Raw genomic sequence first — 21,461 nt, 5'->3', positions numbered from 1 at the left:
CCCTCACGACGCGCTCTGCCGGTCACCGCCACGACCCCGTCTCTCCCCCTGACCCGCTCCCCCGGCCCGGTGTCACAAGGCCGAAGCCCTGAACGCGGCCTCGCCCGTACGCCTGCCCGCGCCAAGCCCGTCCCCGCCTGCCGGAACGGGATGGGCTGAGCCCCTCACCGGGGACTTCGGTCGTCACGGAAAACGACGTCCCCTCGACGTGACCCGCCCTGAGGTGCCGTGTCACAGCCATGCGCGAAACCCGACCTTGGAGGTGCGATGCTCCCGCAGGAGAAGGCTCTGCGACTCGCGGCAGCCGGCATGCTGCCCGCGTACATCTACGATCTGGACGGTCTTCGCCGCCACGCCGGCGTGGTCATCGGCGCCGTGAACGGCGCCGCTCAGGTGTTGTACGCCGTCAAGGCCAACCCCGACGCACGGGTTCTGCGCGCCCTCGCACCCTTCGTTGACGGGTTCGAGGTGGCCTCGGGCGGTGAGCTGGCCTTCGTGCGAAAGCTTCTGCCGCAGGCATGGGTCGCCTTCAGCGGTCCCGGCAAGACCGACGCCGACCTGAGGCTCGCGCTCGAACTCGGCGTCGAACGGGTGCACGTGGAGAGCCCCGGCGAACTCACCAGAATCGCCCGGATCGCCCGAGGGCGGCCGGTGGACATCCTGTTGCGGGCCAATCTGCGTCCGCCCGCCGTGAACGGGCAGACCACGACCGCCACACCCTTCGGCATGGACGAGCCCACGCTGGAGGCGTGCCTGCCGATCCTGCGCGCGGCTCCCCGGATCCGCGTGCGCGGCATCCACAGCCACCTGGCGTGGGGCCTGCCCGCCCCCGCCATGGCCGAGGTGGCCGCCTACGTCGTCACCTGGGCCTCGTCCTGGCTGAACCGGCACCTGCCGGGCGTCGAGCATCCCGAGATCGATCTCGGCGGGGGGATGCTGGTCGACTACGCCGATCCGGACAGTCGTTTCGACTGGGCGGCCTACGGTGCCGCCCTGGCGGCCCTGCGCTCCCCCGGGCCGCTGCGCATCGAGCCCGGACGCTCACTGTCCGCCTACCAAGGCTGGTACGTCACCGATGTCCTGGACATCAAGACCAGCCACGGACAATGTTTCGCGGTGCTGCGCGGCGGCACCCAGCACCTGCGCACCCCGGTCGCCAGAGGGCACGACCAGCCGTTCACCGTCATCCGCCCCACCGGCCGGACACCCGTCTACAGCGGCACGATCACCCTGGTCGGCCAGCTCTGCACCCCCAAGGACGTCTTCGCCCGGGACGTGTCCGTCACCGGGCTGAGCCCCGGCGATCTGATCGTCTTCGGTCTGGCCGGCGCCTACGCCTGGAACCTGTCCCACCACCAGTTCCTCATGCATCCCGAACCCACCTTTCACTACCTCGACCGGGAAGGCGCATCGTGATCATCGACGAGTCCGGAGACCCGCAGCAGACCTGGCAGTACGCGGAGCGATACCTGGGCGGCGGCACCCGTGACTACAGCGCCTACTCGGCGCACCTGGACATCGGCGACCGCTACCACCCGCAACGGGGACTGCCACGCTTCCAGGTGCCCACCTTCCGGGTGCCGCCCGAGATGGGCACGTTCCTGGCCGGAGACCTGCCGAGCAAGGTGAGCGGCCTGTACGGCGACGCGGACGAATTCCTGCTGCCCGTCCATCCGGAGACGCTCGCCTATCCGGACCTTCCCGAACGCCGGACACTGCGTCGCCTGCGACGCGGCCCCGAGCTGACCGTCGTGCCCTCCGCGAACGCCCGCACCGTGTTCGTCGAACGCGTCGGCGGCGCGTCCACCGAGCCGCACTTCGTCAAACTGCACTACCCCAAACGGCTGTCACGCTTCACCCGCCGCCTGCGGCAACCGATCATCACCCTTGAACTGTGGACGGCCGCGGAACTGACCCGCAACGAGCTCCCCGTGCTCTGCGAGGTGGCGGGCGGAGTCCTGGGACACCGGCCGCGCGACGCCTGGGGCTTCCTCGTCCGCGAGGCGGGCCCGCGCACGGGCACCGCCGTCGGACCGCCCGGCGGGAACTCCGCAACCGCTGACATCCTCGCCTCGCCCCTGCGGTACACGGTGCCGCTGTTCGCCCTGTACGGCCGCGACATCCTCCAGCCTCGGCACCCCGCCGTGCTGACGCAGCTCATCTCCCGTAGCGGCGAAGACCCGACACAGTGGCTGGTCCGCCGCGTGGTGGCACCCATGGTCGCCCTGTGGACCCGCGCCGCCACGCGCACCGGATGCGCCCTGGAGATGCACGGCCAGAACACCCTGTTCGGCTACGACCTCGACGGGCGGCGCACGGCCGTCTTCTACCGGGACTGCGCCATCAACGTCGACCCGGCCATCCGCCTTCGGCAGGGCCTGACGCGTCCGCTGCCACCGGTCAACATCATCTCCCGCGACGTACGGCACCCCGCGGCGCACGTCTTCAGCCTCGCCTACGACAGCTTCATGGCCCACCACGCGCTGGAGCGCCTGGTCCAGGTCGCCACCGACACCTTCGCCGTGGACCCCCACCGGCTGCGGCAGGCGGCCTGCGAGGCCTTCGTCGCGCACGATGGCCCGACCCTCGGCCTGCCCTCCACCGTCTTCTACTACGACGACGAACTGCACCCCGACGGGCAGTGGTCCCTGCGCGACACCGGTGCGAGCCCCCGCTGGCGGCCCGGATCGCCCACTTGAAGGGCCACACCTACTGTTCAGTCGTGACTGAATAAACTATTAGCTTGATTCAGTATCGACTGTATTGTCCGGGGCGTGGAGAGCTCCGACCGCCCCGCCCTCGCCGTGCACCTGTCCGGCGGCAGGCTGTCCCACCTGTTCACCGGCGAGCTGGGGCTGCCGTTCCGGCCCTACGTGCTGCGGACGCGGCTACGGGCGGCGATGTCGTCGCTGGCGGACGGCGCCCTGCTCACCGAGGCCGCGCACACGGCGGGGTTCGCGGACTCCGCCCACCTGACCAGGGTGGTCCGCCGGATGATGGGCCAGGCACCCTCCACCCTGACGACCGGGGTGCGATGGGTGCCTTGACGCTCTCCGGCCCGAAGGACGGAGCACCACGGACGAACCCGGTAGCAGGATCGTTCAAGCCCCGCCGCCACTCTCTCGGCCAGGCTTGGTTTCGTGATTCTCGTGATCGGCGCCGGACAGGCGGGGCTCGCGGCAGGCCGCGAACTGCGCATGGCCGGACATGACGTGCTGCTGCTGGAGGCCCACCCGCGGCTGGGCGAGTCCTGGCGGCGCCGCTGGGACTCTTTGCGCCTGTTCACCCCCGTCTCCCTGAGCGCGCTGCCCGGCCTGCCCATGCCCGGCGCCGACCGCTATCCGGGCAAGGACGAGGTGGCCGACTACCTGCGGGCGTACGCGGCCCACTTCGAGCTGCCGGTCCGGCTCGGCACCACCGTTTCCCTGCTGGGCTGGGTGGGCGAAGACGCCGCACTGGTCGCCAGGGGCCTGGAGGGCCGCAGACGCCGCTGAGATGGTTCGCGTCGCCGTCCCGTCACCCCGCCAGAGCCGCGCGGAGGAACTCGAAGATCTCCGCCTGGGCGACCTCGGCCTGCGGTTCCACCCCTGGCAGGGTGAGGAAGGCGTGCCGCGCCTGCGGATACTCGGTGAGCCGTACGGACGTCCCGGCCGCCCGCAGTCGCCCGGCGTAGCGGCGGCCGTGATCGGCGACCGCGTCCTTGGTCGGCACCACGAGCAGCGCGGGGGCGAGCCCGCTCAGATCATCGGCGTACAGCGGTGAGAACGCGCGGGCGTCGGTTCCCGGCGGGACGGCGAGCCGTCGCAGGAACCGCAGGAGCGGCAGGGCAGGGGTCGGGCTGTAGGCGTACTCAGCCACGGAGGGGTAGTCGCACATCGTCTCGGTCACCTCGACCACGGGGTTGACCAGCACCTGCGCCCGGAGCCGCAGGCCCGCGTCCCGGGCCCGGACGGCCGTCAGGGCGCTGACCAGCGCGCCGAAGCTCTCGCCGGCGACGGCCGTACGCGTTGGATCGATGCCCCACCGTGCGGCGTTTTCCACAATGTGCCGCAGGACGTCCCAGCCGTCGTCGGCGGCGTTGGCGAGGGGGCTGCCCGGGGCGACGAGGCGGTGTTCGACGGAGACGACGAGCGCGGGCAACCGGGCGGCGAGGTGGCTGTTGGTCCAGTCGCACTGCGCCGCTGTGCCCACAAAACCGCCTCCGTGCACGTGGACCACGAGGGGCAGGCCGGTCCTGGCGGTGGTTTCGCCGCCGGCAGGAGACACCGGCCGGTACACCCGAACCGGAAGGTCGCGGCCCGGCAGCGCGATGTCCTGCCATCCGACGGCGGCTCCGGGGTCCGGCTCCCCGAGGATCGCCCGTGCCGCGCCGGAGGCCCGCCAGCGGTTCTCCGCAGTGCGGTAGTCGATCAGTTGCTTGACCGTCATCGTGGAGAAGTCCGGCTCCGGCGGCCGTCTGACGGCAGTGGTCTCGCTCATCTCGCCTTCTCTCTTCTTCCAGCCAGTAGACGCCTCCATTATGCACGCGGTGCGTGCATCGGCAAGTGCATAAGATATGCTGGGCCGGGCGCGGACGAGAGGGGCGAGATGACAGGCCGAAGGCGTTGGTCGACGGAGGAAATCCTGGACACGGCGGCGGAACTGCTGCGCACGGACGACGCCGAGTCGTTCAGCGTTCGCAGGCTCGCCGCGACGCTCGGGACCGACTCCTCCAGCCTCTACCGGCACTTCCGCAACAAGACCGAGCTTCTGCGCGCGGTCGCCGACCGGATCCTGGTGGCCGCGATGGACGGCTACCGCCCCGAGGGTGACTGGAGGCAGCGCATCACCGCGACAGCCCTGCGCCTGAGAGAGGCCTTCGGCCGGCACCCCCAGCTCGCCGCGGTCTGGGGACGCTACGGATCCGGCGGCGCCGGTTCCCGGCTGGTCATGGAGGAGGCACTGCAGGCTTTGCGGACCTCTGGCCTGCCCGATGAGGAGATTCCCTCCCGCTACCACCGGCTCGTGATCCTCCTCTCCGCACTGATCGTCTCCGAGGCCGGAATCGGCACCCTCACCCCGGACGAGTACGAACAGGGCATGGAGCAGTTCCGCGTCGCGGTCCTCGGGGCCGACCCCGACCGCTTCCCCGCCCTGGCCCACTTCGCCCGCGAGATCCGCCCCCTCGGAGCCGACCGCCGGGCCGCGTTCGATGAGATCCTCGCCGCCCACCTCGCCCGGATCGAGGCCGCGATCCCCTGACACGCCTCCCGGTGGTGCCGCGTCACCACGCTCCGTTCGAAACACGGCGGTCGCAGAGCCGGCGCACCGGTTGGACCGGATGCGGCCGTCAGCCGGGGCTCGGCGTCGTCACGGCGGGGCCCGGTCCTGCGGGGTCCGTCTCGGCGCGGAGGATGCGCCAGCTGAGATAGGCGCAGACGCCCGTCGCGGGCGTGGTCAGCAGCGTGCTGGCGATCCCGAGCGCGACCACCTGCCCGGCCAGGTACAGAGGCACCATCAACGCCGTGCCGAGGGCGAACTTCGCCAGGAAGATCGCCGTGCACCTCTGGTAGCGCCGCCGCCTCGCGCGATCCCGCCGCCAGCCGAACCGATCGTCACGCGCCGCCCCCAGCACCAGCCCGACCACCGGCCACCGCACCAGCACGGACACCAGGAACACGGCCCCGCCGACCGCACTGGTCAGCACGCCCACAAGGTAGAAGTCGACCCCGCGCCCGGTGCTCCCCGCAAGCAACGCGGAGACCCCCACCACGAGCAGCCCACCGGCTGCCTGCCAGTACTTCCTGTCGGTCCACACCCGGGCCACCGCGAAGGCGAGCACGCCGACGACCGCGATCAGCGCGGAGGCCGATACGCGACCGCTCGTCAGATAGGCGACCAGGAACAGCGCACGAGACGCGACGGCCTCCGCGAGCGTGCGCCAGCCACCCACCGCGGCGAACAAGGACAGCGACCTCCGCGTCAGCATGGTGAGGTTCATGCGCTCGGCTCCGTGGCGCCGGTCCGCTGCCGGGCTCCCGGGCCGGTTCCGGCCGCCGCGCCGGGAGCGGAGAGGTTGTCGCGGCGCGTCGCGTCCTCGTAGGCGCCGATCGCGGCGCGCAGGTCCCGCTTTCCCCGGGCGGCCTGGACCAGTTCGTCACGCAGGCGGCGGGCGTCCCGCATCGCCAGGTTGCCCCCGAAACCCGGTGCCACGTGGATGGCGTCGCCGATGAGCGTCACCGGAGTGGCCGGCCATGCCGGCGTCGGCGGGATTAGCCCGATCCGCAGCGCGACGGTGAGGTCCGGCCATGCTTGGTCGACGACCAGCCGCAACGTCTGGTGCATGCCGACGGCCAGTCCCCTGGCCCGGTGCCACGCGTCGGCCGGTGAGCCGGTGGAACCGAGCCGTTCCCGCGTGACGGACAGCGTCCACATCACGTAGTCCTCGGCTTCGGCGACGGCGCGGTGGTCCAGGGCGGGCAGCCACTTCTCCCGCGCGGCGGCCGGTGGCCAGGTGAACCGCAACGCGCCCATCGCCATCATCGTGCCGTGCGAGCGCGCACTGGTGGCGCTGTGGCCGATCAGCTCGGGCAGCCCGGTACCGGCCACGGCCCGCAGCGGTGTCGCGCCCATCACCATGCGCTTTCCCGCATCGGCCACCCGCACGTGCGGCAGGTACTGGCGCCGGACCGCGGAACCGATGCCGTCCGCGCCGACCAGCACGTCCGCCGTGTCGGTGCCGCCATCGGCGAACCACACCCGGACGGTGCCGTCGGCCCGCTGCTCGAACCGTGTGAACCGCGCCCCGAACCGCACCGTTTCCTCCAGTCCGGTCAGCAACACCGCCCGTAGCAGCGGCCGGTGCGCCTGCCGGCCGGGCCGCACCGGTCCCGCGGTACCGGCGAGCGGCTGGGTGCGCACGACCTTGAGTTCCCCGTCCACGTCGGACAGGAACAGCCTCCGCTCGCGCGGACCGCCCATGGTCGCCTCCGCCATCGCGACGTGCCGCGGCGGCAGGCACGCGCGTAGCGCGGCGGTTCCCCTGTCGTCGAAATGCAGGCTGACGCCCTGTGGGCGCCCCTGCGGCCCGTCCCTCTCGTACACCACGACGTCGACGCCCGCCTGGCGTAACCCGTGGGCAAGCGTCAACCCGCCAAGTCCGGCACCGACAACGATCACCCGCATTCCGTCCCACCTTTCTTCATCGGTTGATGAAGTTCAGCGTACCCCGCGTCGGGGAAGAAACATCATCGACTGGTGAAGAAATGTCCGATAGGATCTTCCCGCCATGACAGAACACAGTCGTCCCGGACGCTGGCGATCCGGTGAGCAGAGCAGGCAGCAGATCCTGGAGGCCGGCCGCACGCTGTTCCGCGAGAACGGCTACGGCGGCACGACGGTGCGCGCGGTCGCGGCCGAGGCGGGGGTGGACCCGGCCATGGTGTTCTACTTCTTCGGCACCAAGCAGGGCCTGTTCGCCGCGGTCACCGAGATGCCCGCCCACCTGACGTCGGCCATCGAGTCGATGTTCGCCGGCGGTCTCGACGGCATCGGTGAGCGCATCATCCGGACGCTCTTGGAGAACCTGGATAAATCCGACCGCACGCCGCTCGTGATGCTCACCCGGTCGGCCCCCACCCATGAGGCGTCGGAAGCGCTGCTCCGCGAGTTCATCGACCGGGAGATCACCGGCCGGCTCGTGGCGATGCTCGGCACACCGGACGCCGCGCTACGGGCGGGGATGGTGAACGTCCAGGTTCTGGGCCTCGCGGTGGCGCGTTACATCATGCGGATCGAGCCGATCGCCTCCGCGTCCACCGATGAGCTGGTGGCCCGGTTCGGTCCGGTCGTACAGCACTGCCTCACCGGACGACAGGAGACGGCGTGGTGAACGCCGCTCACCATGTTCTCCACCTCCTATGAGCCGGTCAGGCCGGCGTCACCGCCGAACATCGTCGCGGCCTGGCGGCCCGCGGCCTGGTTCCCGGTGACGTAGGGCCGTAGCTCTTCCTCGTAGGCGGCGAAGGCGGCCGTGTGGTCCCCTGCCGCCAAGGCGAGGTTTCCGGCGAGCGCCCGGGCGCCGATCAGCGCCTGTGAGGTGCCCATGCCGCTGGTCGGGGCGGCGCAGTAGCCCGCGTCGCCGACCAGGGCGATCCGGCCGCACGACCAGCGGTCCAGATGGACCTGGCAGGCCGAGGAGAAGTAGAAGTCGTCGGCTTCGCTCATCGCCTCCAGCAGCCGGGGCGCCTGCCCACCGAAGCCGGCGAAGGCCGCCCGCACCGCGTTCTCCTGCTCGTCTCGGCCGCGTCGGTCCAGTGCGGGTGAGGCGGTGGCGAAGGAGAAGCTGACAGTAAGGCGGTCCGGCACGCCGGAACCGAACAGGTAGAGGGCCGCGCCACGGCCTTGCTGCAGCAGGCCGCCACGCTCCAGGCCGAGGTGGTTGGCGGTGCTGAAACCGGCTCCGGACAGGCCCAGGTGGCGTAGCGCCCCGGCGTGCGGGCCGAAGGCCAGTTGCCGCACCTTGGAGTGGACGCCGTCGGCTCCGATCACCATGTCGAACTCCCGGGCGGCTCCGCGCTCGAACTCGACCGTGACGCCCGACCCGTGCTGGGTCAGCGCGCTGATCGAGTCGTCGAACACGTAGGTCACGTCGTCGGCGGTGATGCGGTGAAGGATCCGGGTCAGTTCCTGCTTCGGCACCTCCAGTTCACCGGCGAACGCCTCGGCGGGCAGCCGTCCGGTCTCCACACCCTTGTCGTCCAGCAAGGTGGTGCCGCGCATCTTCGTGTCGTGCCCACGCATCTCGGCGAGGACGCCCAGGTCCTCCAACACGTCGAACGCCTCGCCGCGGAAGTCCACCGCGTATCCGCTGTCACGAAGCTCGGGGGCGCGCTCGACCACGCTCACCTCGTATCCGTCGCGGTTCAGGAAGAAGGCGAGGGCGGGCCCGGCAACACTCGCACCGGAGATCAGAACTTTCGTCTTGGTCATGGGGCATGACGGTAAGCCGATTTGTCCACTTGGTCAATCCATTTGGATAGACCGAACGGTCAAATCATCGGCTATGCTGCACCGCATGGGAAACCGAGAGGATCTGCTGGCCGGGGCCAAGCGGTGCCTGATCGAACGCGGCTGGGCTCACACGACCGTCCGGGACATCGCCTCAGCCGCCGGAGTGAGTCATGCCGCCATCGGCTACCACTTCGGCTCCAAGGACGCGCTGCTCACCCAGGCCCTGGTGGAGGCGGTCGACGAACTCAGCGACGAACTCGCCCACCGCACCTCTTCGGACGAGCCGGAGCGACACTGGCAGGCCCTGATCGACAGCTTCACCACCCACCGGGCGTTGTGGGTGGCGCAGCTTGAGGCCGTGGTGCAGGCGGAGCGGTCACCGGAGGTGCGCGAACACCTCGCCAGAGGGCAGCGGGAGGGGCGAGAGGGACTCGGCGGCTCGGTCCCCCTCGCCCTGCTGACCGGTCTGATGATGCAATGGCTGCTTGATCCGGACCACGCTCCCTCAGGCGCGGACGTGATCGCCGAACTCCGGTCGCTCACCACCGAAACCTGATCCGGCTCGGTCCCGAAGGTGACCGCTCAGACGAAATCAGTCGGCGGGCCTGCCGAACCAGCGGGAGAGGTGGTCGTCCAGATCCCGCTGGTCGTCGCCGACCCAGGCGACGTGGCCGTCGGGACGTAGCAGAACGCACGGAACATCGAGCGCCGCGGTGGGATCCGCGAGGTGGTCGACCCGGTCCGACCAGCCGCCCGCGGTCAGGCGTTCGGTGCGGTCCAGCAGCAGGCCGCGGCCGTGACGCAGCAGATCGTAGAGGCGGCCCTGCTTCACCTCGATGTCACGCAGGTGGCGGCCAAGCAGGTCGGGGCCCGCGCCGAAGTCGTAGCGGACGCCGATCGCGGTGATCTTCTCGATCAGGTGGCGGTTCACCTCGTCGAAGTCCATCAGTTCGGTGAGCAGCCTGCGCACGGCCTGCGGGCCCGGTTCGGTGGACAGCAGCTCCGTCTGCGCGCGGGTGTTGTCCAACACGTCCTCGGCGACGGGGTGCCGTTCGGCCTGGTAGGTGTCCAGCAGTGTTTCCGGGGCCCAGCCGCGGATCTGCGCGGCCAGTTTCCAGCCGAGGTTGAACGCGTCCTGGACGCCAAGGTTCAGGCCCTGTCCGCCGATGGGTGGATGGATGTGCGCCGCGTCACCGGCCAGCAGCACCCGCCCGACCCGATAACGCTCGGCCAGCCGGGTGGCGTCCCCGAAGCGGGACAACCAGCGCGGGGAGTGCACGCCGAAGTCCGTTCCGGCGACGGCGCGCAACCGCTGTTTGAAATCTTCGAGGGTGGGCGGTTCCGCGCGGTCACCGACTCCCTCGGCGGGGACCAGAACGCTGTAGACCCCTCCCCCGAAGGGCCGCAGCCAGAATCGCTGATGGCTCTCGCGGACCTCGGCCGTCCTGGCGGCGATCTCCTCCTGCGGCGTACCCACTTCCATCTCGCCCATCAACGTCTCGGCCCGCGAGGGCTCGCCGGGGAAGCCGACGCCGAGCAGTTTGCGCACCGTACTGCGCCCGCCGTCACAGCCGACGAGATAGCGCGAACGCAGCCGTCGCCCGTCGGCCAGCTCGACGGTCACGCCCTCGTCGTCCTGCTCGAAACCGGTCACCGTCCAGCCACGCCGGACCTGAGCGCCCAGCTCGATGGCGTGTTCTTCGAGGAGACGTTCGATGACCGGCTGCGGGATGCCCAGCAGATAGGCGTGCGCGGAGTCCAGGTTCTCGGGCGCGGGTTTGGGGATGGCGGCGAAGAAACCACCGGCCGGACGCCGCCTTCCGTGTTCGAGGACGCGGTCCAGCAGTCCGCGCATCGCCATCAGCTCAAGACTGCGGGCGTGCAGACCGACTATGCGGACGAACGACTTGGGCTCGGTCTCCTTCTCAAGGACGAGCACCCGCACATCGTGCAGCCGCAGTTCCGCGGCCAGCGTCGCGCCGGTCGGCCCGCACCCGGCGATGATCACGTCGAACACGAGAGGCGCGTGATCGGCGCCCGGGGCTGCCGGGGTGAAGTCGCGCTCGACTGTGTCGTTCGACGACAGCCCAGCGGTGACCTGCGAAAAGTCCATGGTGTTGCCTTCCGGGAGTGCCTTTTTGGCGAGGCGCTCCCGGCGACACCTACGTCAATCGCCCGGCCGTGACGGGAAGGGGGAGCACCCACATCGATACAGCGTTCATGGGTCTCACCTCCTCGGCGGTGTCACGGTCAGCTGCAAGCTACCAGTCCGATGCGATCCCGCCCACTCCTTTTTCCGCCACGTGATCACGGCGCTGAACCAGGCCGTACAGCGGTCCGGCCGACCCTCCTAACTCGGTCTTCGCCACCCGAAGGTCACGCGATGGCCATCACCGTTTCCCGGCGCATGCCTGTCATCGGCGAGAACTCGTACACCCTTCGTGGGCCCGGCCGCCCCGTCGGGGAGTTCACCCGTTCGAGGCATCTGCCTCCAACCATGCGACGATGTGCCGCGCGTAGCTGTCGGCGTTCGCCGGCGCCCTGCCGTCCAGCGCCGCGACAAGATGGGTCACCCCGAACGTCCGGTCCCAGACCCGGGCACGCCGGTAGGTGGCGCCGTCGATGGCCTTGCGAAGATTGTCCCAGCCATGCAGCCATCCCATGGTGGCGGCGTCGACCGCCGGGTCGAACAGATGAGCCCGATCCCAGTCCAGAACTCCGATCAGCGTGCCGTCGCCGCTCCAGTGGACGTTGTCCGCGCCGAGATCGCCGTGGACAAGACAGTCTGGGACCTCCTCCAGGGCCAGGGCGTCCTCCAGGCGCCGCCGGCCTTCCTCGCGCCACCTGCCGGGCAGGCGCGGGATGACCTCTTCGGCCAGGATGTCGGCCCAGTGATGGCCGCCGGTGAAGGTGCGCGGCGCACCCAGTACGGCGCGCAGCCGCGGGGTGACGGCGAACTCCCGTAGAGCCCGGAGAAGCTCGCCGATCCTCACCGGATCGCCCACTCCATCAGGCAGTCCGGAACCGTCGATCCAGGAGACGGCGACCGCGGCGCGAGCTCCGAACATCGTCACCTGCGTCAGCGGCTCGGGCACCGCGAACGGCAGACCGGCCGCCGCGATCGCCCGCAGCGCCTCGGTCCGCCGTGGCAGGGCCTGTGCCCCGGACGGCAGCCTGCTGACCCGCACCGCCGCGACCCCCGGAAGCAGGACGACGTCGTGGACCCCGCCGCGAAAGAACCGCGCCGCCTTCAGCGAGGTTCCGGGGAGAAGGGCCTCGGCTATCTCCAGCAGCTCGCCGGACACCTGGTCGCTCACCACGCCCATCTTTCCTCGCCGACGACCGATGCCGCGTTCGAAACGCGACCCACCGAAGCGGACCAGGTCAGGCAGCCCGCTGTCCGCAGGGCTGGGAAGTCACTGGAAGGCCCCCAAGCCGACCCAACGGGGCCGACGGCGGTCGCTCGCTCACAGCTTTGCCGCCTCAGAGCGCCCAACGGACGCGATCGACCTCTCCGGGAGGGCTCCTAGGGTGGGGATGTGCTTTTTGGGAGATCGGTGGAGATCGGTGCGCTTGACGAGGTGATCGCGGGGGCGCGTGAGGGACGCGGCGGCGCCGTGGTGTTGCGGGGGGAGGCGGGGACGGGGAAGACCGCGCTGCTCGACGCGGCGGCGGCGCGGGGCGGGTCGATGCGGGTGTTGCGCACCACGGGCGTCGAGTCGGAGTCCGATTTGGCGTTCGCGGCGTTGCACCAGGTGCTGTGGCCGGTGACCGGGTCGCTCGACGCGTTGCCCGAGCCGCAGCGCGACGCCGTGCGCGCCGCGCTGGGCATGGCGGCGGGGGGCGCGGGTGACCGGTTCCTGGTGGGGGCCGGAGTGCTGTCTCTGCTGGCCGAGGCCGCCGCGCCGGACGGGCTCATCTGCGTGGTCGACGACTTCCAGTGGGTCGACCGCGCCTCGGCCGACGCGCTGCTGTTCGCCGCCCGGCGGCTCGGGACCGAACGCGTCGCCATGCTGCTCGCCGTACGCGGTGACGCGCCGGTCAAGGGGGTGACGGTGGCGGTGGACGTACGAGGGTTGCCGGAGGCGGCCGCGGACGAGTTGCTGGAGACGCGTCACGGGGAGATGCCCGCGCCGGTGAGGCGCGAACTCGTCACGCTGACCGGCGCCAACCCGCTCGCGTTGGGCGAGATCGCCGCCCGGTTGACGCCCGCGCAGCTCACCGGCCGTGAGCCACTGCCCGATCCGTTGCCGGGCGGCTCCCGGCTGTTCGGCGACCTCGTGGCCGGTCTGTCCCCCGATGCCCGGCTGGTCGCGCTGGTCGCCGCCGTCGAGACCGACCTGTCCCTCGTCCTGCGCGCCGCCGCCGGCCTGCTCCCCCGGCCCGGCTCCGAACCCGGGCGGGTCGCGTTGGGCGAGCTGGAGACGGCGGGGCTGGTCGAGACGGCGGGCGACGGGGTGCGGTTCAGGCATCCGCTCATACGCTCGGCGGTCCACGAGGCAGCCCAAGGAGCTGACGTGCGGCGGGTGCATGCCGTCCTCGCGGAGTCGGCCACGGGCGACCGGCGGGCCTGGCATCTGGCGAGGGCCGCGCTGGGCCAGGACGAGAGGGTCGCCGCCGAACTGGAACAGGCCGCCGAACGGGCACGCGACCGGGGCGGGTACGCCGCCGCCGCGACCGCCCTGGCCAAGGCCGCCGAGCTGACGCCCGGACCGCACACCCGAGCCGTACGGCTGAAGGACGCCGCCGTCGCGGCCTGGCTCGGCGGCCGTCCGGGACAGGCGGAGTCCCTGCTGGCCGAGGCCCGCGAACGCGCGGGTGCCGACGCCACCCTGGCCATGGAGATCGCCCGGCTCAGGGGCAGGTTCGAGCTCAACTCGGGCAACGCCGCCGAAGCCGTACGGATCCTCGCGGTGGGCGACGGCCTGGGCATGCTGGCCGACGCCTCGGAGGCGGCCTCGTACGTCGGCGACATGGGCGCGGTCGTCGAGCTCGGCAGGCGGGCGGCGGCGCACCCGGAGGGGTTCCTGCGGGACGTCGTGGCCGGGATCGGCCTGACCGTGGACGGTGACGCCTCCGGACCGGTCTTGCTGCGGCGGGCGCTGGCCAGGACGGGCGAGCTGGAGGACGCGGCGGGATGGCTGTGGGCGTCGGCCGCGGCCAGTTACCTGGGCGAGCCGGATCTGGCCAACGAGCTGGCGGGCCGCGCGGGGCGGGTGGCCAGAGTGTCGGGGATGGCCGGGCAGCTGCCGGTGGTGCTGGAGTTCGTGGCGACCGCCGAGCGCATCGCCGGGCAGCTCGCGCGCAGCCAGGCCGTCTCGGAGGAGGGCCTGGAGCTGGCCCGGGAGGCCGGATACGCCAACACGGTGGCCGCCCATCTCGCCAACCTGGCGGTGCTGGCCGCGCTGCGCGGCGAGGAGGAGGCCTGCGAGCGGCAGGCGCGGGAGGCGCTGGCGATCGCCGTCCCGCACCGGGTGGGGCTGCGGATCGGGGTGGCCGCGTACGCACGGGCGCTGCTCGACCTGTGCCTCGGCCGGTACGCCTCCGCGCACGACCGTTTCACGGCCATCGCGTCGGCGGGGCCGGGCGGCGGGCACCCGACCGTGGTGTGGCGCACGACCCCCGACCGGGTGGAGGCGGCCGTGGGCGCGGGTGACGAGGCGGGCGCGCGGGCGGCGCTGGAGGCGTACGAACGATGGTCGGCGAACGCGGCGACGCCCGAGTCACGCGCGCTGCTGGCCCGCTGCCGCGGCCTCGCCTGCTCCTCCGAGAAGGCCTTCCTCGAAGCGCTGAAGCTGCACACCAACCCCTTCGAGGCGGCGAGGACGTCCCTGCTGCTCGGCGAACGGCTACGCCGCGCGCAACGGCCGGGTGAGGCGCGGGCGCACCTGCGTACGGCATGGGAGACGTTCGAGCGGGCGGGGGCCAGGCCGTGGGCGCGGCGCGCGCAGGAGGAACTGCGCGCGGCGGGTGAGTCGCACGCGGCCCCCGCGTCTCTGCTGGACGCGCTGACCCCACAGGAGCTGCGCATCGCGGGCCTGGTCGCCGACGGTCTGTCGAGCAAGCAGATCGCCGCCCAGCTGTTCCTGAGTCCGCGTACGGTCGAGTACCACCTGTACAAGATCTATCCCAAACTGGGCATCGGCTCCCGTACGGATCTGGCGCGGCTAGTAGTTCTACAGAAGGCGCCCGTAGCCGGCGACGGCATGCTTTGAGGCATGCAAAACGTCACCATCTGGAGTGAAGAGTTCGGCGCCGAGACGGATGCGCCGATCCTATTGATCATGGGTTCGATGTCGCAGGCCATCCTGTGGCCGGACGAGTTCGTCGGCCGGCTGACCGCAGGAGGCCGCCGAGTGATCCGGTACGACCACCGGGACACCGGCATGTCGGGCACCGTCGACTTCGCGGCCCACCCGTACACGTGGAACGACATCAAGGACGATGTCTACCGCGTGATGGACGCCCACGGGCTGGACAGCGCCCACCTGGTGTGTCACTCGGCGGGCGGCCTGCTCGGCCAGTACGTCGCCGTGGAACGCCCGGAGCGGGTGCGTTCGCTGACCGTCATCGGCTCCTCGCCGCTCGGCGGCAGGGAGGGCGAGGTGATCATGCGGGCCCTGATGGGACAGCCGCAGCCCGAGGGCAGCCTGCCGGAGCCGACGCCGGCGTTCGTGGACTTCTACCGCGCGCTGATCGCCGGCCCGCCGCCGGAGGGCAGGCGCGCGACGATCGACGGCATGATCGCCGAACAGCGCCTGCTGCACGGCGACGAGCTGCCGTTCGACGAGGACGCGGCGCGCCGGCTGCAGGAGCGGATCTACGACCGTGCCCGCGACCTGTCGGCCGTGGCCAACCACCGGCTGGCCGCCATGGCCAAGCCGGACTTCGAGCCGGAGGGCGTGCTGCACCGGGTGGAGGCGCCCACCCTGGTCATCGAGGGCAGCTGCGAGCCGGCCAAGCCGGGCCACAGCGCGATCATCGCCGAACGCGTCCCCGGGGCGCGGCTGATGATCATCGAGGGCATGGGGCACACGCTGCCGCCGGAGGTGCACGAGGAGCTGGCCGCCGCCGTCCTCGCACACACGGCCGGGCGGTGAGCGCGGCTCAGGCGGAAACCGCGTCCGGCGAAGGCGCGGAGGTCGGTCAGGGGCCGCCCCTCACACGGTGTTCATGGGGCGGATGCCCGCCGCGTGCCGTGTCGACCTGTTTGAAACCGCCTTGAGCAGGCCGCGTCATGGAACGTCGGAGGCCACGGGCAGGTCGAGCGTGGCCAGCGCGCCGCCTTCGGGAGGGTTGGTGAAGGTGAGACGGGCACCCAGCACGGCGGCCTGGCCCGCGGCGATGGTCAGACCCAGCCCGTGGCCCGCGGCGGCCGGGTCGCCGCCTTTGCGGAAACGCATCGGCCCGTCGCGCAGCAGATGGTCGGGGAAGCCGGGACCGTGGTCATGGACGGTGACGCGGAGGCCGTCCACGACCACGGTGATCGGCGGCCGGCCGTACCGGGTGGCGTTGGTGAGCAGGTTCGCCAGGATGCGCTCCAGGCGGCGCGGGTCGGTGGCGACCACGGTGCCGGTGCGGACGCGCACCTGCGCGTCGGGGACGAAGGCGGTCGCCCGGCGCGTGACGAAATCGCCAAGGGCGACGTCGGACAGGGCGGGGCGTTCGGTGGCGGTGTCCAGGCGGGCCACCTCCAGCACGTCCTCGGTGAGGGCGCGCAGCGCCTTGACCCGGTCCTGGACGATGTCGGTCATCCGTCCCGGCGGCAGGAGCTCGGCGGCGGTGGTCAGGCCGGTGAGCGGGGTGCGCAACTCGTGGGCGATGTCGGCGGTGACCCGGCGTTCGGCCTCCAGACGGCCCTGCAGGGCCTCGGCCATGGCGTCGACGGCGTGGGCGAGTTCGGCGGCCTCGTCATGGGAGCGGCCGCCGATCTCCGCGCCGACCCGGACGGTGGGATCGCCCGCGCTGACGTGGCGGGCGGCGGCCGCGGCCCGCCGCAGCCGGCGTGACAGGCGCGCGCCGACGGCGATCCCGGCCAGGGTGCCGCCGACACCGGCCCCGGCCGAGCCCAGGACCAGGACCCGGTCCAGCGCGGCCAGGTCCGCAAGGCTGGGGCCGTAGTCCGAGCGCAGTGACAGGACGTGACCGCCGGTCCCGGCCGCCGCCCAGACGAAGGTGCCCTCGCGGGTCCGGCGCAGCGCGGTGGCGACGGCCCCGTCCCGCGCCGCCGCGCGCAGGTCCGCCGGCACGGCCGGGTCGTCCAGCCGGCTGCCGAAGACCGTCTGGCCACCTCGGTGGTACTCGCGCAGCAGCAGGCGGATGCGTTCGGCCTGCAGGCGGTGGGCGTCGTCGGCCTGCCTGCGGGCGTAGGCGAGATGGACGCTGAGGCTCAGCGCCACCGCGACCAGGACGCTGACCACGGCGACGGCGGCGCTGATCTTCCAGCGCAGGCTCATCCGCCGCGCTCCCGCCGTACGCCGAGATCTCGGCCAGGACCTCACTCGTTCTCCGCGCGCAGTTTGTAGCCGAACCCGCGCACGGTCTCGATGCGGTCGGCGCCGATCTTGTTGCGCAGGCGCTGCACATGGATGTCGGCCAGGCGCGAATCGCCGCCGTAGGCGTAGTCCCAGACGCTCTCCAGCAGCACGTCCCTGCTGAGCACCGTGCCGGGGGACTCGGCGAAACGCAGCAGCAGCCGCATCTCGGTCGGGGTGAGCGCCACCGGCCTGCCGCCGCGCAGCACCCGTACGCCGTCGACGTCGATGTCGACATCACCGAAGCGCAGCTGACGGGCACGCTGCCCGGTGTCCGCACCGGCCGCGCCGTTGCGCCCGCTGCGGCGCAGCACCGCGCGAATGCGGGCCAGCAGCACCGAGCCGTCGAAGGGCTTGGTCACGTAGTCGTCGGCTCCGGCCTCCAGACCGACGACCACGTCGACGGCGTCGTCCCGGGCCGACAGCATGATCACCGGGACGAGGCTCTCGGCGCGGATGCGCCGGCACAGGCTCACCCCGTTCATCCCGGGCAGCATCACATCCAGCAGCGCGACATCGGGAGTGCGGGCGCGAAAGGCCTCCAGCCCGGCCGGCCCGTCGGCGGCGGTGGTGACCGTGAAACCGTCGCGTTCCAAGGTCAGCTGGGTCACCTCCCGGATCACCTCGTCGTCCTCGACGAACAGCACATGCGGGGTCTCGGCGGCGTCCATGGAAATCCTGCCCTCGTCCTTTCGCGTCGTCTCACGCGCCGTCGAGAACGAGCGTGCGGCCGTTCCAGCGCAGCGGTGTCGCCCGGGTGGTGGTCGGGCAGGAGGCGTCGTCGCCCGGAAGGTAGTCCGGCCGGATCAGGACCAGGGCCGCGTCGCGGACCTCCACGCGGCTGCCCGCGCCCTGATGGGCGTAGACCCGTTCACCCGGCCTGCCCTGTTCGAGGCGGTAGACGTAGGTGCCGCGGGTCCCCTCGTACCCGCAGCTGCGGCCGGGACAGGTGTAGACGGTGACGGCCATCAGGTGGACGCCTTCCGACTGACCGGACAGGGAGATCTCCTCGGAGTAGACCGGAAACCGGCCGCCCTCGCAGCGTCTGATCGCGGAGGTGGTCTTCGTGCCCAGGCGCGGATCCTCCCGCAGCACCCGCAGACCGTCGAGGTCGGAGGGGACGGCGACCGCGGTCTGCGCCGGCGCCGTGGAGGACGTGCTCCGCCCGGTCTCCTGCCCGGCCGGGTGCTCCAGACGCACCCGAGGATCGATCCCGCACCCGGCCAGGGAGACCGTTCCTGCCACCACGAGACCGAACAGCACGGCTCCCGCGGCGGTGAACCGTTTTTTCAGCGACATGCCGCCGATAATACCGTCCACGCATTGTTACAGAACCTATGGATTACCTCTGGGCGGCCGATGGAAAAGCTGAAATAAACCTACGGAGGCGGCCCCTACGGTGGCGGCCATGGAACACGGAAAAGGGCCGGGAAAGCATCGGAGGCGGACCGTTCTCACCGGCGCGGCGGTCGAGAACCACACCGTCGGCCACCCGGATCTGGCGGGCAGGCCGCGCGCTCTTCAGCACAAGGAGATCTGCGCGGCCTCCGACCGGTTCGAAAAGGTCTTCGGCCGCCGCCCCGCCTTGCTGCGGCCGCCGTACGGCAGCTTCGACGCCACCACCGTGCAGGTCGCCGCCGAATGCGGCGTCAAACACCTGGTGCACTGGAGCGCGGAAATCGCCAAAGGCCATATCGAATTCGCCGCCGGTGACCGTCTCGTTCCGGGCGACATCGTTCTCATGCATTTCCGTGATGAATACAAAGAAGACATCGAAACATTCATCGGGCAGGCGAGGAAAGACGGGCTGACGCCCGCGCTCTTGGAGGACTACCTGAAATGAACCATCCCGCGCACGTTCCGTACGACGCCCCGGTGGCCGCTCCGCCGGTGGTCCGATCCCAGCCCCCGCGGGGGCGGTTGCTGGGCTTGGACGCCGTACGGGCGCTGGCCATCATGGGCATGGTCTACATGCACGTCAGCCCGACCGGATGGCTGAGCCCGGCTCCGATGCGGGACAAACCGGCCGTGCTCGACTGGATCGAGCACACCGTCTCCGGCCGGTCGATGAGCCTGTTCGTGCTGATGGCCGGCATCTCGGTGGCGCTGATGACCGGTGGAGCCGAACCGCTGGACGGCGATCGGCTGAAGGTGGCCAGGAAACGGCTTGCGATCCGCGCGGCCATGTTGTTGCTGGTCAGCCTGTGCGTGGACCAGTTGTCCGGCCTGAACCTGTCCATCCTTGAGTTCTACGCCGTGTGGCTGTTGATCCTGATGCCGCTGGTGCGGCTACGGCCGGGCACGCTGCTGGCCGCGGCCGGTGTCCTCGGCGCCGTGCTGCCCGTCTTCTGCTTCGTCGTGCTGAACTACGGCGGCACCTGGGCCATCTCCCCGATGAACACCGGCGCCGAGCCCGCTTTCGGCCTGACGCTGCTGATCCACCCGCAGGACTGGCTCGCCAAGCTCCACCAGTTGCTGCTGGGCGGTGGCTTCCAGACGCCGTACGCGATCCCGCTGCTGCTGGCCGGGCTGGCCATCGGTCGGCTGGACCTGCGCAGCCGCGCCGTACGTCGGCGAATGGTTCTTTTCGGCTCGTCGCTGGCCGCCCTCTGCTGGCTGATCTCGTGGTTCGCGCTCGGCCCGCTGGGCGCCGAGCGTGCGCTGGCGGCGATGATGGAGTCCACCGGCGGGCCGATGCTGCAGCCGTGGAGCTCGGTGCTGACCCTGCCGCCGCACCAGCTGTACGCGCTGAGCGTTCCGATGGCACCGATGATGACCGGGGTCGGCCTGCTGCTGCTGGCCGCCTTCCTCACGCTGCTGGAGCGACCCGGGTGGCGGCGGGCGCTGCTGCCGCTGACCGCCGTCGGAAGCCTGGCGCTGACGTGGTACGCCGCCCACCAGGTCTTCATCGAGCGGGTGGCGGGTGACCCACCGTACGGCTTCGCCCTGTTCGCGGGCATGGCTGTCTTCGCGTTGGTCTTCTCCCCGCTGTGGCTGCGCCGGTTCCGGCGCGGGCCGCTGGAATGGCTGGTCCACCGCGTGACCGTGCTGGCCGTACCGGTCCGCGGCACAGGCCACCGGGCACGCGCATAGGCCCGACCGGCGGAGGCGCCGATCAGCACCGTCAGCTGGTTGCGGGCCGTGTCGACACGGCCGAACGTGCCGCCCCTGCCCGGCATCGGATGCCGGGCAGGGGCGGCACGTCCATGTCCGGCCCGCGTGCGGGCCTGTGGCATGCCGGACGCGGTTACGGACCGACCAGTTCGTAGACCTTGACCGCCATCGGGCCTGCGGGGTCGTAGACGACCTTCACCGGGGTACGTCCCTCACGAAGCCGCAGGTAGAGGTGGCCGGGGTCGCACTTCACGGTGCCCGTCGCGGACGTGCTGCGGGTGTTGCGGCTCTTGTACGGCGACGGGCCGTAGCCGCACTTCTTGTTGATCTGGCGGTAGTCCAGACCCTCGGTGTAGTCGATCCTGACGGGGTCACCGGCGCGCTTGCCGAGATACCAGTCGCCGCCCGTGCCCTCGCGGTGCGCCCGGTACGGCGTGACGATCATGGCGGAGTCGCCGGACCGCTTCGCCCAGCCGTACACCGTCTTCAGGCCCGATGCGGCGGCCAGGGCCGGTGCCGAGGGCGCGGCGAGGGCGGGTGAAGGGGAGGCGACGAACAGGAACGCCGCCACGGCAGCCAGAGTCGTGACAGCCGATGTCTTGCGCATTTCTTCTCTCCGTTCGGGGTAACCAAAGATCATCTTGCCATGCAGTCGCCTCGGAATAAGGGGCCTTGCGCAGTGAGTCATCACATAGCCGGACAAACCAACCTTTCGCCCAGAAAATGCGTCACAGGCCCGGCAGCGCCCTTTCCGTAGGCCCGAACCGGACGGGCCCACCTCCTTCGGCCGCCGGCCGTCGGCAGAGCGCCGGCGAAGGGCGC

The 21,461-nt window shown here is 71.2% G+C and carries 21 protein-coding genes; 11 read left to right on the top strand and 10 right to left on the bottom strand.

Annotated elements, in window-relative coordinates:
- Nucleotides 1-267: 267 nt before the first annotated feature.
- The 4 genes from ABZ470_RS20325 (at nucleotide 268) to ABZ470_RS20310 (ending at nucleotide 3,494) form a co-directional block, all read left to right on the top strand.
- Nucleotides 268-1,416 carry an alanine racemase gene (locus ABZ470_RS20325; protein WP_362912872.1) on the top strand — a complete coding sequence of 383 codons (1,149 nt, stop codon included), beginning with the start codon at nucleotides 268-270 and terminating at the stop codon, nucleotides 1,414-1,416.
- Entirely contained in the window at nucleotides 1,413-2,699 is a 1,287-nt protein-coding gene (locus tag ABZ470_RS20320) for a ferric iron reductase (protein WP_352012160.1), read from the top strand. The genes ABZ470_RS20325 and ABZ470_RS20320 overlap by 4 nt, the downstream gene beginning before the upstream one ends.
- 75 nt (nucleotides 2,700-2,774) lie before the next feature.
- Nucleotides 2,775-3,047, top strand: coding sequence for a helix-turn-helix domain-containing protein (locus tag ABZ470_RS20315; RefSeq protein ID WP_362912870.1), 273 nt, complete (start codon nucleotides 2,775-2,777; stop codon nucleotides 3,045-3,047).
- 93 nt (nucleotides 3,048-3,140) lie between these two features.
- Nucleotides 3,141-3,494: an FAD-dependent oxidoreductase gene (locus ABZ470_RS20310; protein WP_362912868.1), complete on the top strand. Its 354-nt coding sequence runs from the start codon at nucleotides 3,141-3,143 to the stop codon at nucleotides 3,492-3,494.
- Between the two features lie 22 nt (nucleotides 3,495-3,516).
- On the opposite strand, the gene ABZ470_RS20305 is transcribed toward ABZ470_RS20310, so the two are convergent.
- Entirely contained in the window at nucleotides 3,517-4,479 is a 963-nt protein-coding gene (locus tag ABZ470_RS20305; RefSeq protein WP_362912866.1) for an alpha/beta hydrolase, read from the bottom strand.
- A 108-nt stretch (nucleotides 4,480-4,587) separates the two neighbouring features.
- On the opposite strand from ABZ470_RS20305, the gene ABZ470_RS20300 reads away from it, so the two are divergent.
- Nucleotides 4,588-5,241, top strand: a complete 654-nt coding sequence (locus ABZ470_RS20300; protein WP_362785251.1) for a TetR/AcrR family transcriptional regulator — start codon at nucleotides 4,588-4,590, stop codon at nucleotides 5,239-5,241.
- Nucleotides 5,242-5,329: 88 nt separating this feature from the next.
- On the opposite strand, the gene ABZ470_RS20295 is transcribed toward ABZ470_RS20300, so the two are convergent.
- Nucleotides 5,330-5,980, bottom strand: coding sequence for a DUF3159 domain-containing protein (locus tag ABZ470_RS20295; RefSeq protein ID WP_362912864.1), 651 nt, complete (start codon nucleotides 5,978-5,980; stop codon nucleotides 5,330-5,332).
- Nucleotides 5,977-7,164 (bottom strand): NAD(P)/FAD-dependent oxidoreductase, encoded by a 1,188-nt coding sequence (locus ABZ470_RS20290; protein ID WP_362912862.1) that lies wholly within the window; start codon nucleotides 7,162-7,164, stop codon nucleotides 5,977-5,979. The genes ABZ470_RS20295 and ABZ470_RS20290 overlap by 4 nt, the downstream gene beginning before the upstream one ends.
- A 103-nt stretch (nucleotides 7,165-7,267) precedes the next feature.
- Here ABZ470_RS20290 and ABZ470_RS20285 point away from each other — a divergent pair, with 103 nt between their 5' ends.
- Nucleotides 7,268-7,870: a TetR family transcriptional regulator gene (locus ABZ470_RS20285; protein WP_362912860.1), complete on the top strand. Its 603-nt coding sequence runs from the start codon at nucleotides 7,268-7,270 to the stop codon at nucleotides 7,868-7,870.
- A gap of 26 nt (nucleotides 7,871-7,896) precedes the next feature.
- Here the strand turns inward: ABZ470_RS20285 and ABZ470_RS20280 are convergent, their stop codons facing one another.
- Nucleotides 7,897-8,970, bottom strand: a complete 1,074-nt coding sequence (locus ABZ470_RS20280) for an FAD-dependent monooxygenase (protein WP_362912858.1) — start codon at nucleotides 8,968-8,970, stop codon at nucleotides 7,897-7,899.
- 85 nt (nucleotides 8,971-9,055) lie between these two features.
- Here ABZ470_RS20280 and ABZ470_RS20275 point away from each other — a divergent pair, with 85 nt between their 5' ends.
- Nucleotides 9,056-9,547: a TetR family transcriptional regulator gene (locus ABZ470_RS20275; protein ID WP_362912856.1), complete on the top strand. Its 492-nt coding sequence runs from the start codon at nucleotides 9,056-9,058 to the stop codon at nucleotides 9,545-9,547.
- A gap of 36 nt (nucleotides 9,548-9,583) precedes the next feature.
- Here ABZ470_RS20275 and rox read toward each other — a convergent pair whose 3' ends face one another.
- Both rox and ABZ470_RS20265 read right to left on the bottom strand, forming a co-directional pair.
- Nucleotides 9,584-11,008 (bottom strand): rifampin monooxygenase, encoded by a 1,425-nt coding sequence (rox, locus tag ABZ470_RS20270; RefSeq protein WP_362913388.1) that lies wholly within the window; start codon nucleotides 11,006-11,008, stop codon nucleotides 9,584-9,586.
- Nucleotides 11,009-11,459: 451 nt separating this feature from the next.
- Nucleotides 11,460-12,317 carry a phosphotransferase gene (locus ABZ470_RS20265; protein ID WP_362912854.1) on the bottom strand — a complete coding sequence of 286 codons (858 nt, stop codon included), beginning with the start codon at nucleotides 12,315-12,317 and terminating at the stop codon, nucleotides 11,460-11,462.
- 213 nt (nucleotides 12,318-12,530) lie between these two features.
- Between ABZ470_RS20265 and ABZ470_RS20260 the strand changes: the two genes are divergently transcribed.
- A complete protein-coding gene (locus ABZ470_RS20260) occupies nucleotides 12,531-15,206 on the top strand; it encodes an AAA family ATPase (protein WP_362912852.1) in 2,676 nt (891 codons plus the stop codon).
- Nucleotides 15,207-15,284: 78 nt separating this feature from the next.
- Nucleotides 15,285-16,091 carry an alpha/beta fold hydrolase gene (locus tag ABZ470_RS20255; protein WP_362912850.1) on the top strand — a complete coding sequence of 269 codons (807 nt, stop codon included), beginning with the start codon at nucleotides 15,285-15,287 and terminating at the stop codon, nucleotides 16,089-16,091.
- 135 nt (nucleotides 16,092-16,226) lie between these two features.
- Here the strand turns inward: ABZ470_RS20255 and ABZ470_RS20250 are convergent, their stop codons facing one another.
- From ABZ470_RS20250 to ABZ470_RS20240, 3 genes are read right to left on the bottom strand one after another with little or no spacing between them, the layout of a single operon-like run.
- Nucleotides 16,227-17,447, bottom strand: coding sequence for an ATP-binding protein (locus tag ABZ470_RS20250; protein ID WP_352012146.1), 1,221 nt, complete (start codon nucleotides 17,445-17,447; stop codon nucleotides 16,227-16,229).
- 41 nt (nucleotides 17,448-17,488) lie between these two features.
- Entirely contained in the window at nucleotides 17,489-18,196 is a 708-nt protein-coding gene (gene cseB / locus ABZ470_RS20245; RefSeq protein WP_352012145.1) for a two-component system response regulator CseB, read from the bottom strand.
- Between the two features lie 31 nt (nucleotides 18,197-18,227).
- Entirely contained in the window at nucleotides 18,228-18,824 is a 597-nt protein-coding gene (locus ABZ470_RS20240; RefSeq protein WP_352012144.1) for a hypothetical protein, read from the bottom strand.
- 109 nt (nucleotides 18,825-18,933) lie between these two features.
- Between ABZ470_RS20240 and ABZ470_RS20235 the strand changes: the two genes are divergently transcribed.
- Together ABZ470_RS20235 and ABZ470_RS20230 are read left to right on the top strand one after the other, a co-directional pair.
- Complete coding sequence (locus ABZ470_RS20235; RefSeq protein WP_362912847.1) at nucleotides 18,934-19,368, top strand: polysaccharide deacetylase family protein; 435 nt, start codon at nucleotides 18,934-18,936, stop codon at nucleotides 19,366-19,368.
- Nucleotides 19,365-20,618 (top strand): DUF418 domain-containing protein, encoded by a 1,254-nt coding sequence (locus ABZ470_RS20230; protein WP_362912845.1) that lies wholly within the window; start codon nucleotides 19,365-19,367, stop codon nucleotides 20,616-20,618. The genes ABZ470_RS20235 and ABZ470_RS20230 overlap by 4 nt, the downstream gene beginning before the upstream one ends.
- 154 nt (nucleotides 20,619-20,772) lie before the next feature.
- Here ABZ470_RS20230 and ABZ470_RS20225 read toward each other — a convergent pair whose 3' ends face one another.
- Nucleotides 20,773-21,246 carry a hypothetical protein gene (locus tag ABZ470_RS20225; protein WP_362912843.1) on the bottom strand — a complete coding sequence of 158 codons (474 nt, stop codon included), beginning with the start codon at nucleotides 21,244-21,246 and terminating at the stop codon, nucleotides 20,773-20,775.
- Between the last annotated feature and the right edge of the window lie 215 nt (nucleotides 21,247-21,461).

This window comes from Streptosporangium sp. NPDC020072 (genome assembly GCF_040631445.1).
Taxonomy (GTDB): Bacteria; Actinomycetota; Actinomycetes; order Streptosporangiales; family Streptosporangiaceae; genus Streptosporangium.
The sequence above is the reverse complement of the archived record's forward strand: the minus strand, read 5'-3'. Positions and strand labels throughout refer to the sequence as shown.

What these genes read in the sequence shown, in the direction of transcription:
- ABZ470_RS20295 (WP_362912864.1), bottom strand. Translation starts at nt 5,980, where the DNA reads ATGAACCTCACCATGCTGACGCGGAGGTCGCTGTCCTTGTTCGCCGCG.
- ABZ470_RS20265 (WP_362912854.1), bottom strand. Translation starts at nt 12,317, where the DNA reads ATGGGCGTGGTGAGCGACCAGGTGTCCGGCGAGCTGCTGGAGATAGCC.
- ABZ470_RS20305 (WP_362912866.1), bottom strand. Translation starts at nt 4,479, where the DNA reads ATGAGCGAGACCACTGCCGTCAGACGGCCGCCGGAGCCGGACTTCTCC.
- ABZ470_RS20325 (WP_362912872.1), top strand. Translation starts at nt 268, where the DNA reads ATGCTCCCGCAGGAGAAGGCTCTGCGACTCGCGGCAGCCGGCATGCTG.
- ABZ470_RS20300 (WP_362785251.1), top strand. Translation starts at nt 4,588, where the DNA reads ATGACAGGCCGAAGGCGTTGGTCGACGGAGGAAATCCTGGACACGGCG.
- ABZ470_RS20255 (WP_362912850.1), top strand. Translation starts at nt 15,285, where the DNA reads ATGTCGCAGGCCATCCTGTGGCCGGACGAGTTCGTCGGCCGGCTGACC.
- ABZ470_RS20275 (WP_362912856.1), top strand. Translation starts at nt 9,056, where the DNA reads ATGGGAAACCGAGAGGATCTGCTGGCCGGGGCCAAGCGGTGCCTGATC.
- ABZ470_RS20285 (WP_362912860.1), top strand. Translation starts at nt 7,268, where the DNA reads ATGACAGAACACAGTCGTCCCGGACGCTGGCGATCCGGTGAGCAGAGC.
- ABZ470_RS20235 (WP_362912847.1), top strand. Translation starts at nt 18,934, where the DNA reads ATGGAACACGGAAAAGGGCCGGGAAAGCATCGGAGGCGGACCGTTCTC.
- ABZ470_RS20280 (WP_362912858.1), bottom strand. Translation starts at nt 8,970, where the DNA reads ATGACCAAGACGAAAGTTCTGATCTCCGGTGCGAGTGTTGCCGGGCCC.
- ABZ470_RS20240 (WP_352012144.1), bottom strand. Translation starts at nt 18,824, where the DNA reads ATGTCGCTGAAAAAACGGTTCACCGCCGCGGGAGCCGTGCTGTTCGGT.
- cseB (WP_352012145.1), bottom strand. Translation starts at nt 18,196, where the DNA reads ATGGACGCCGCCGAGACCCCGCATGTGCTGTTCGTCGAGGACGACGAG.
- ABZ470_RS20230 (WP_362912845.1), top strand. Translation starts at nt 19,365, where the DNA reads ATGAACCATCCCGCGCACGTTCCGTACGACGCCCCGGTGGCCGCTCCG.
- ABZ470_RS20225 (WP_362912843.1), bottom strand. Translation starts at nt 21,246, where the DNA reads ATGCGCAAGACATCGGCTGTCACGACTCTGGCTGCCGTGGCGGCGTTC.
- ABZ470_RS20250 (WP_352012146.1), bottom strand. Translation starts at nt 17,447, where the DNA reads ATGAGCCTGCGCTGGAAGATCAGCGCCGCCGTCGCCGTGGTCAGCGTC.
- ABZ470_RS20290 (WP_362912862.1), bottom strand. Translation starts at nt 7,164, where the DNA reads ATGCGGGTGATCGTTGTCGGTGCCGGACTTGGCGGGTTGACGCTTGCC.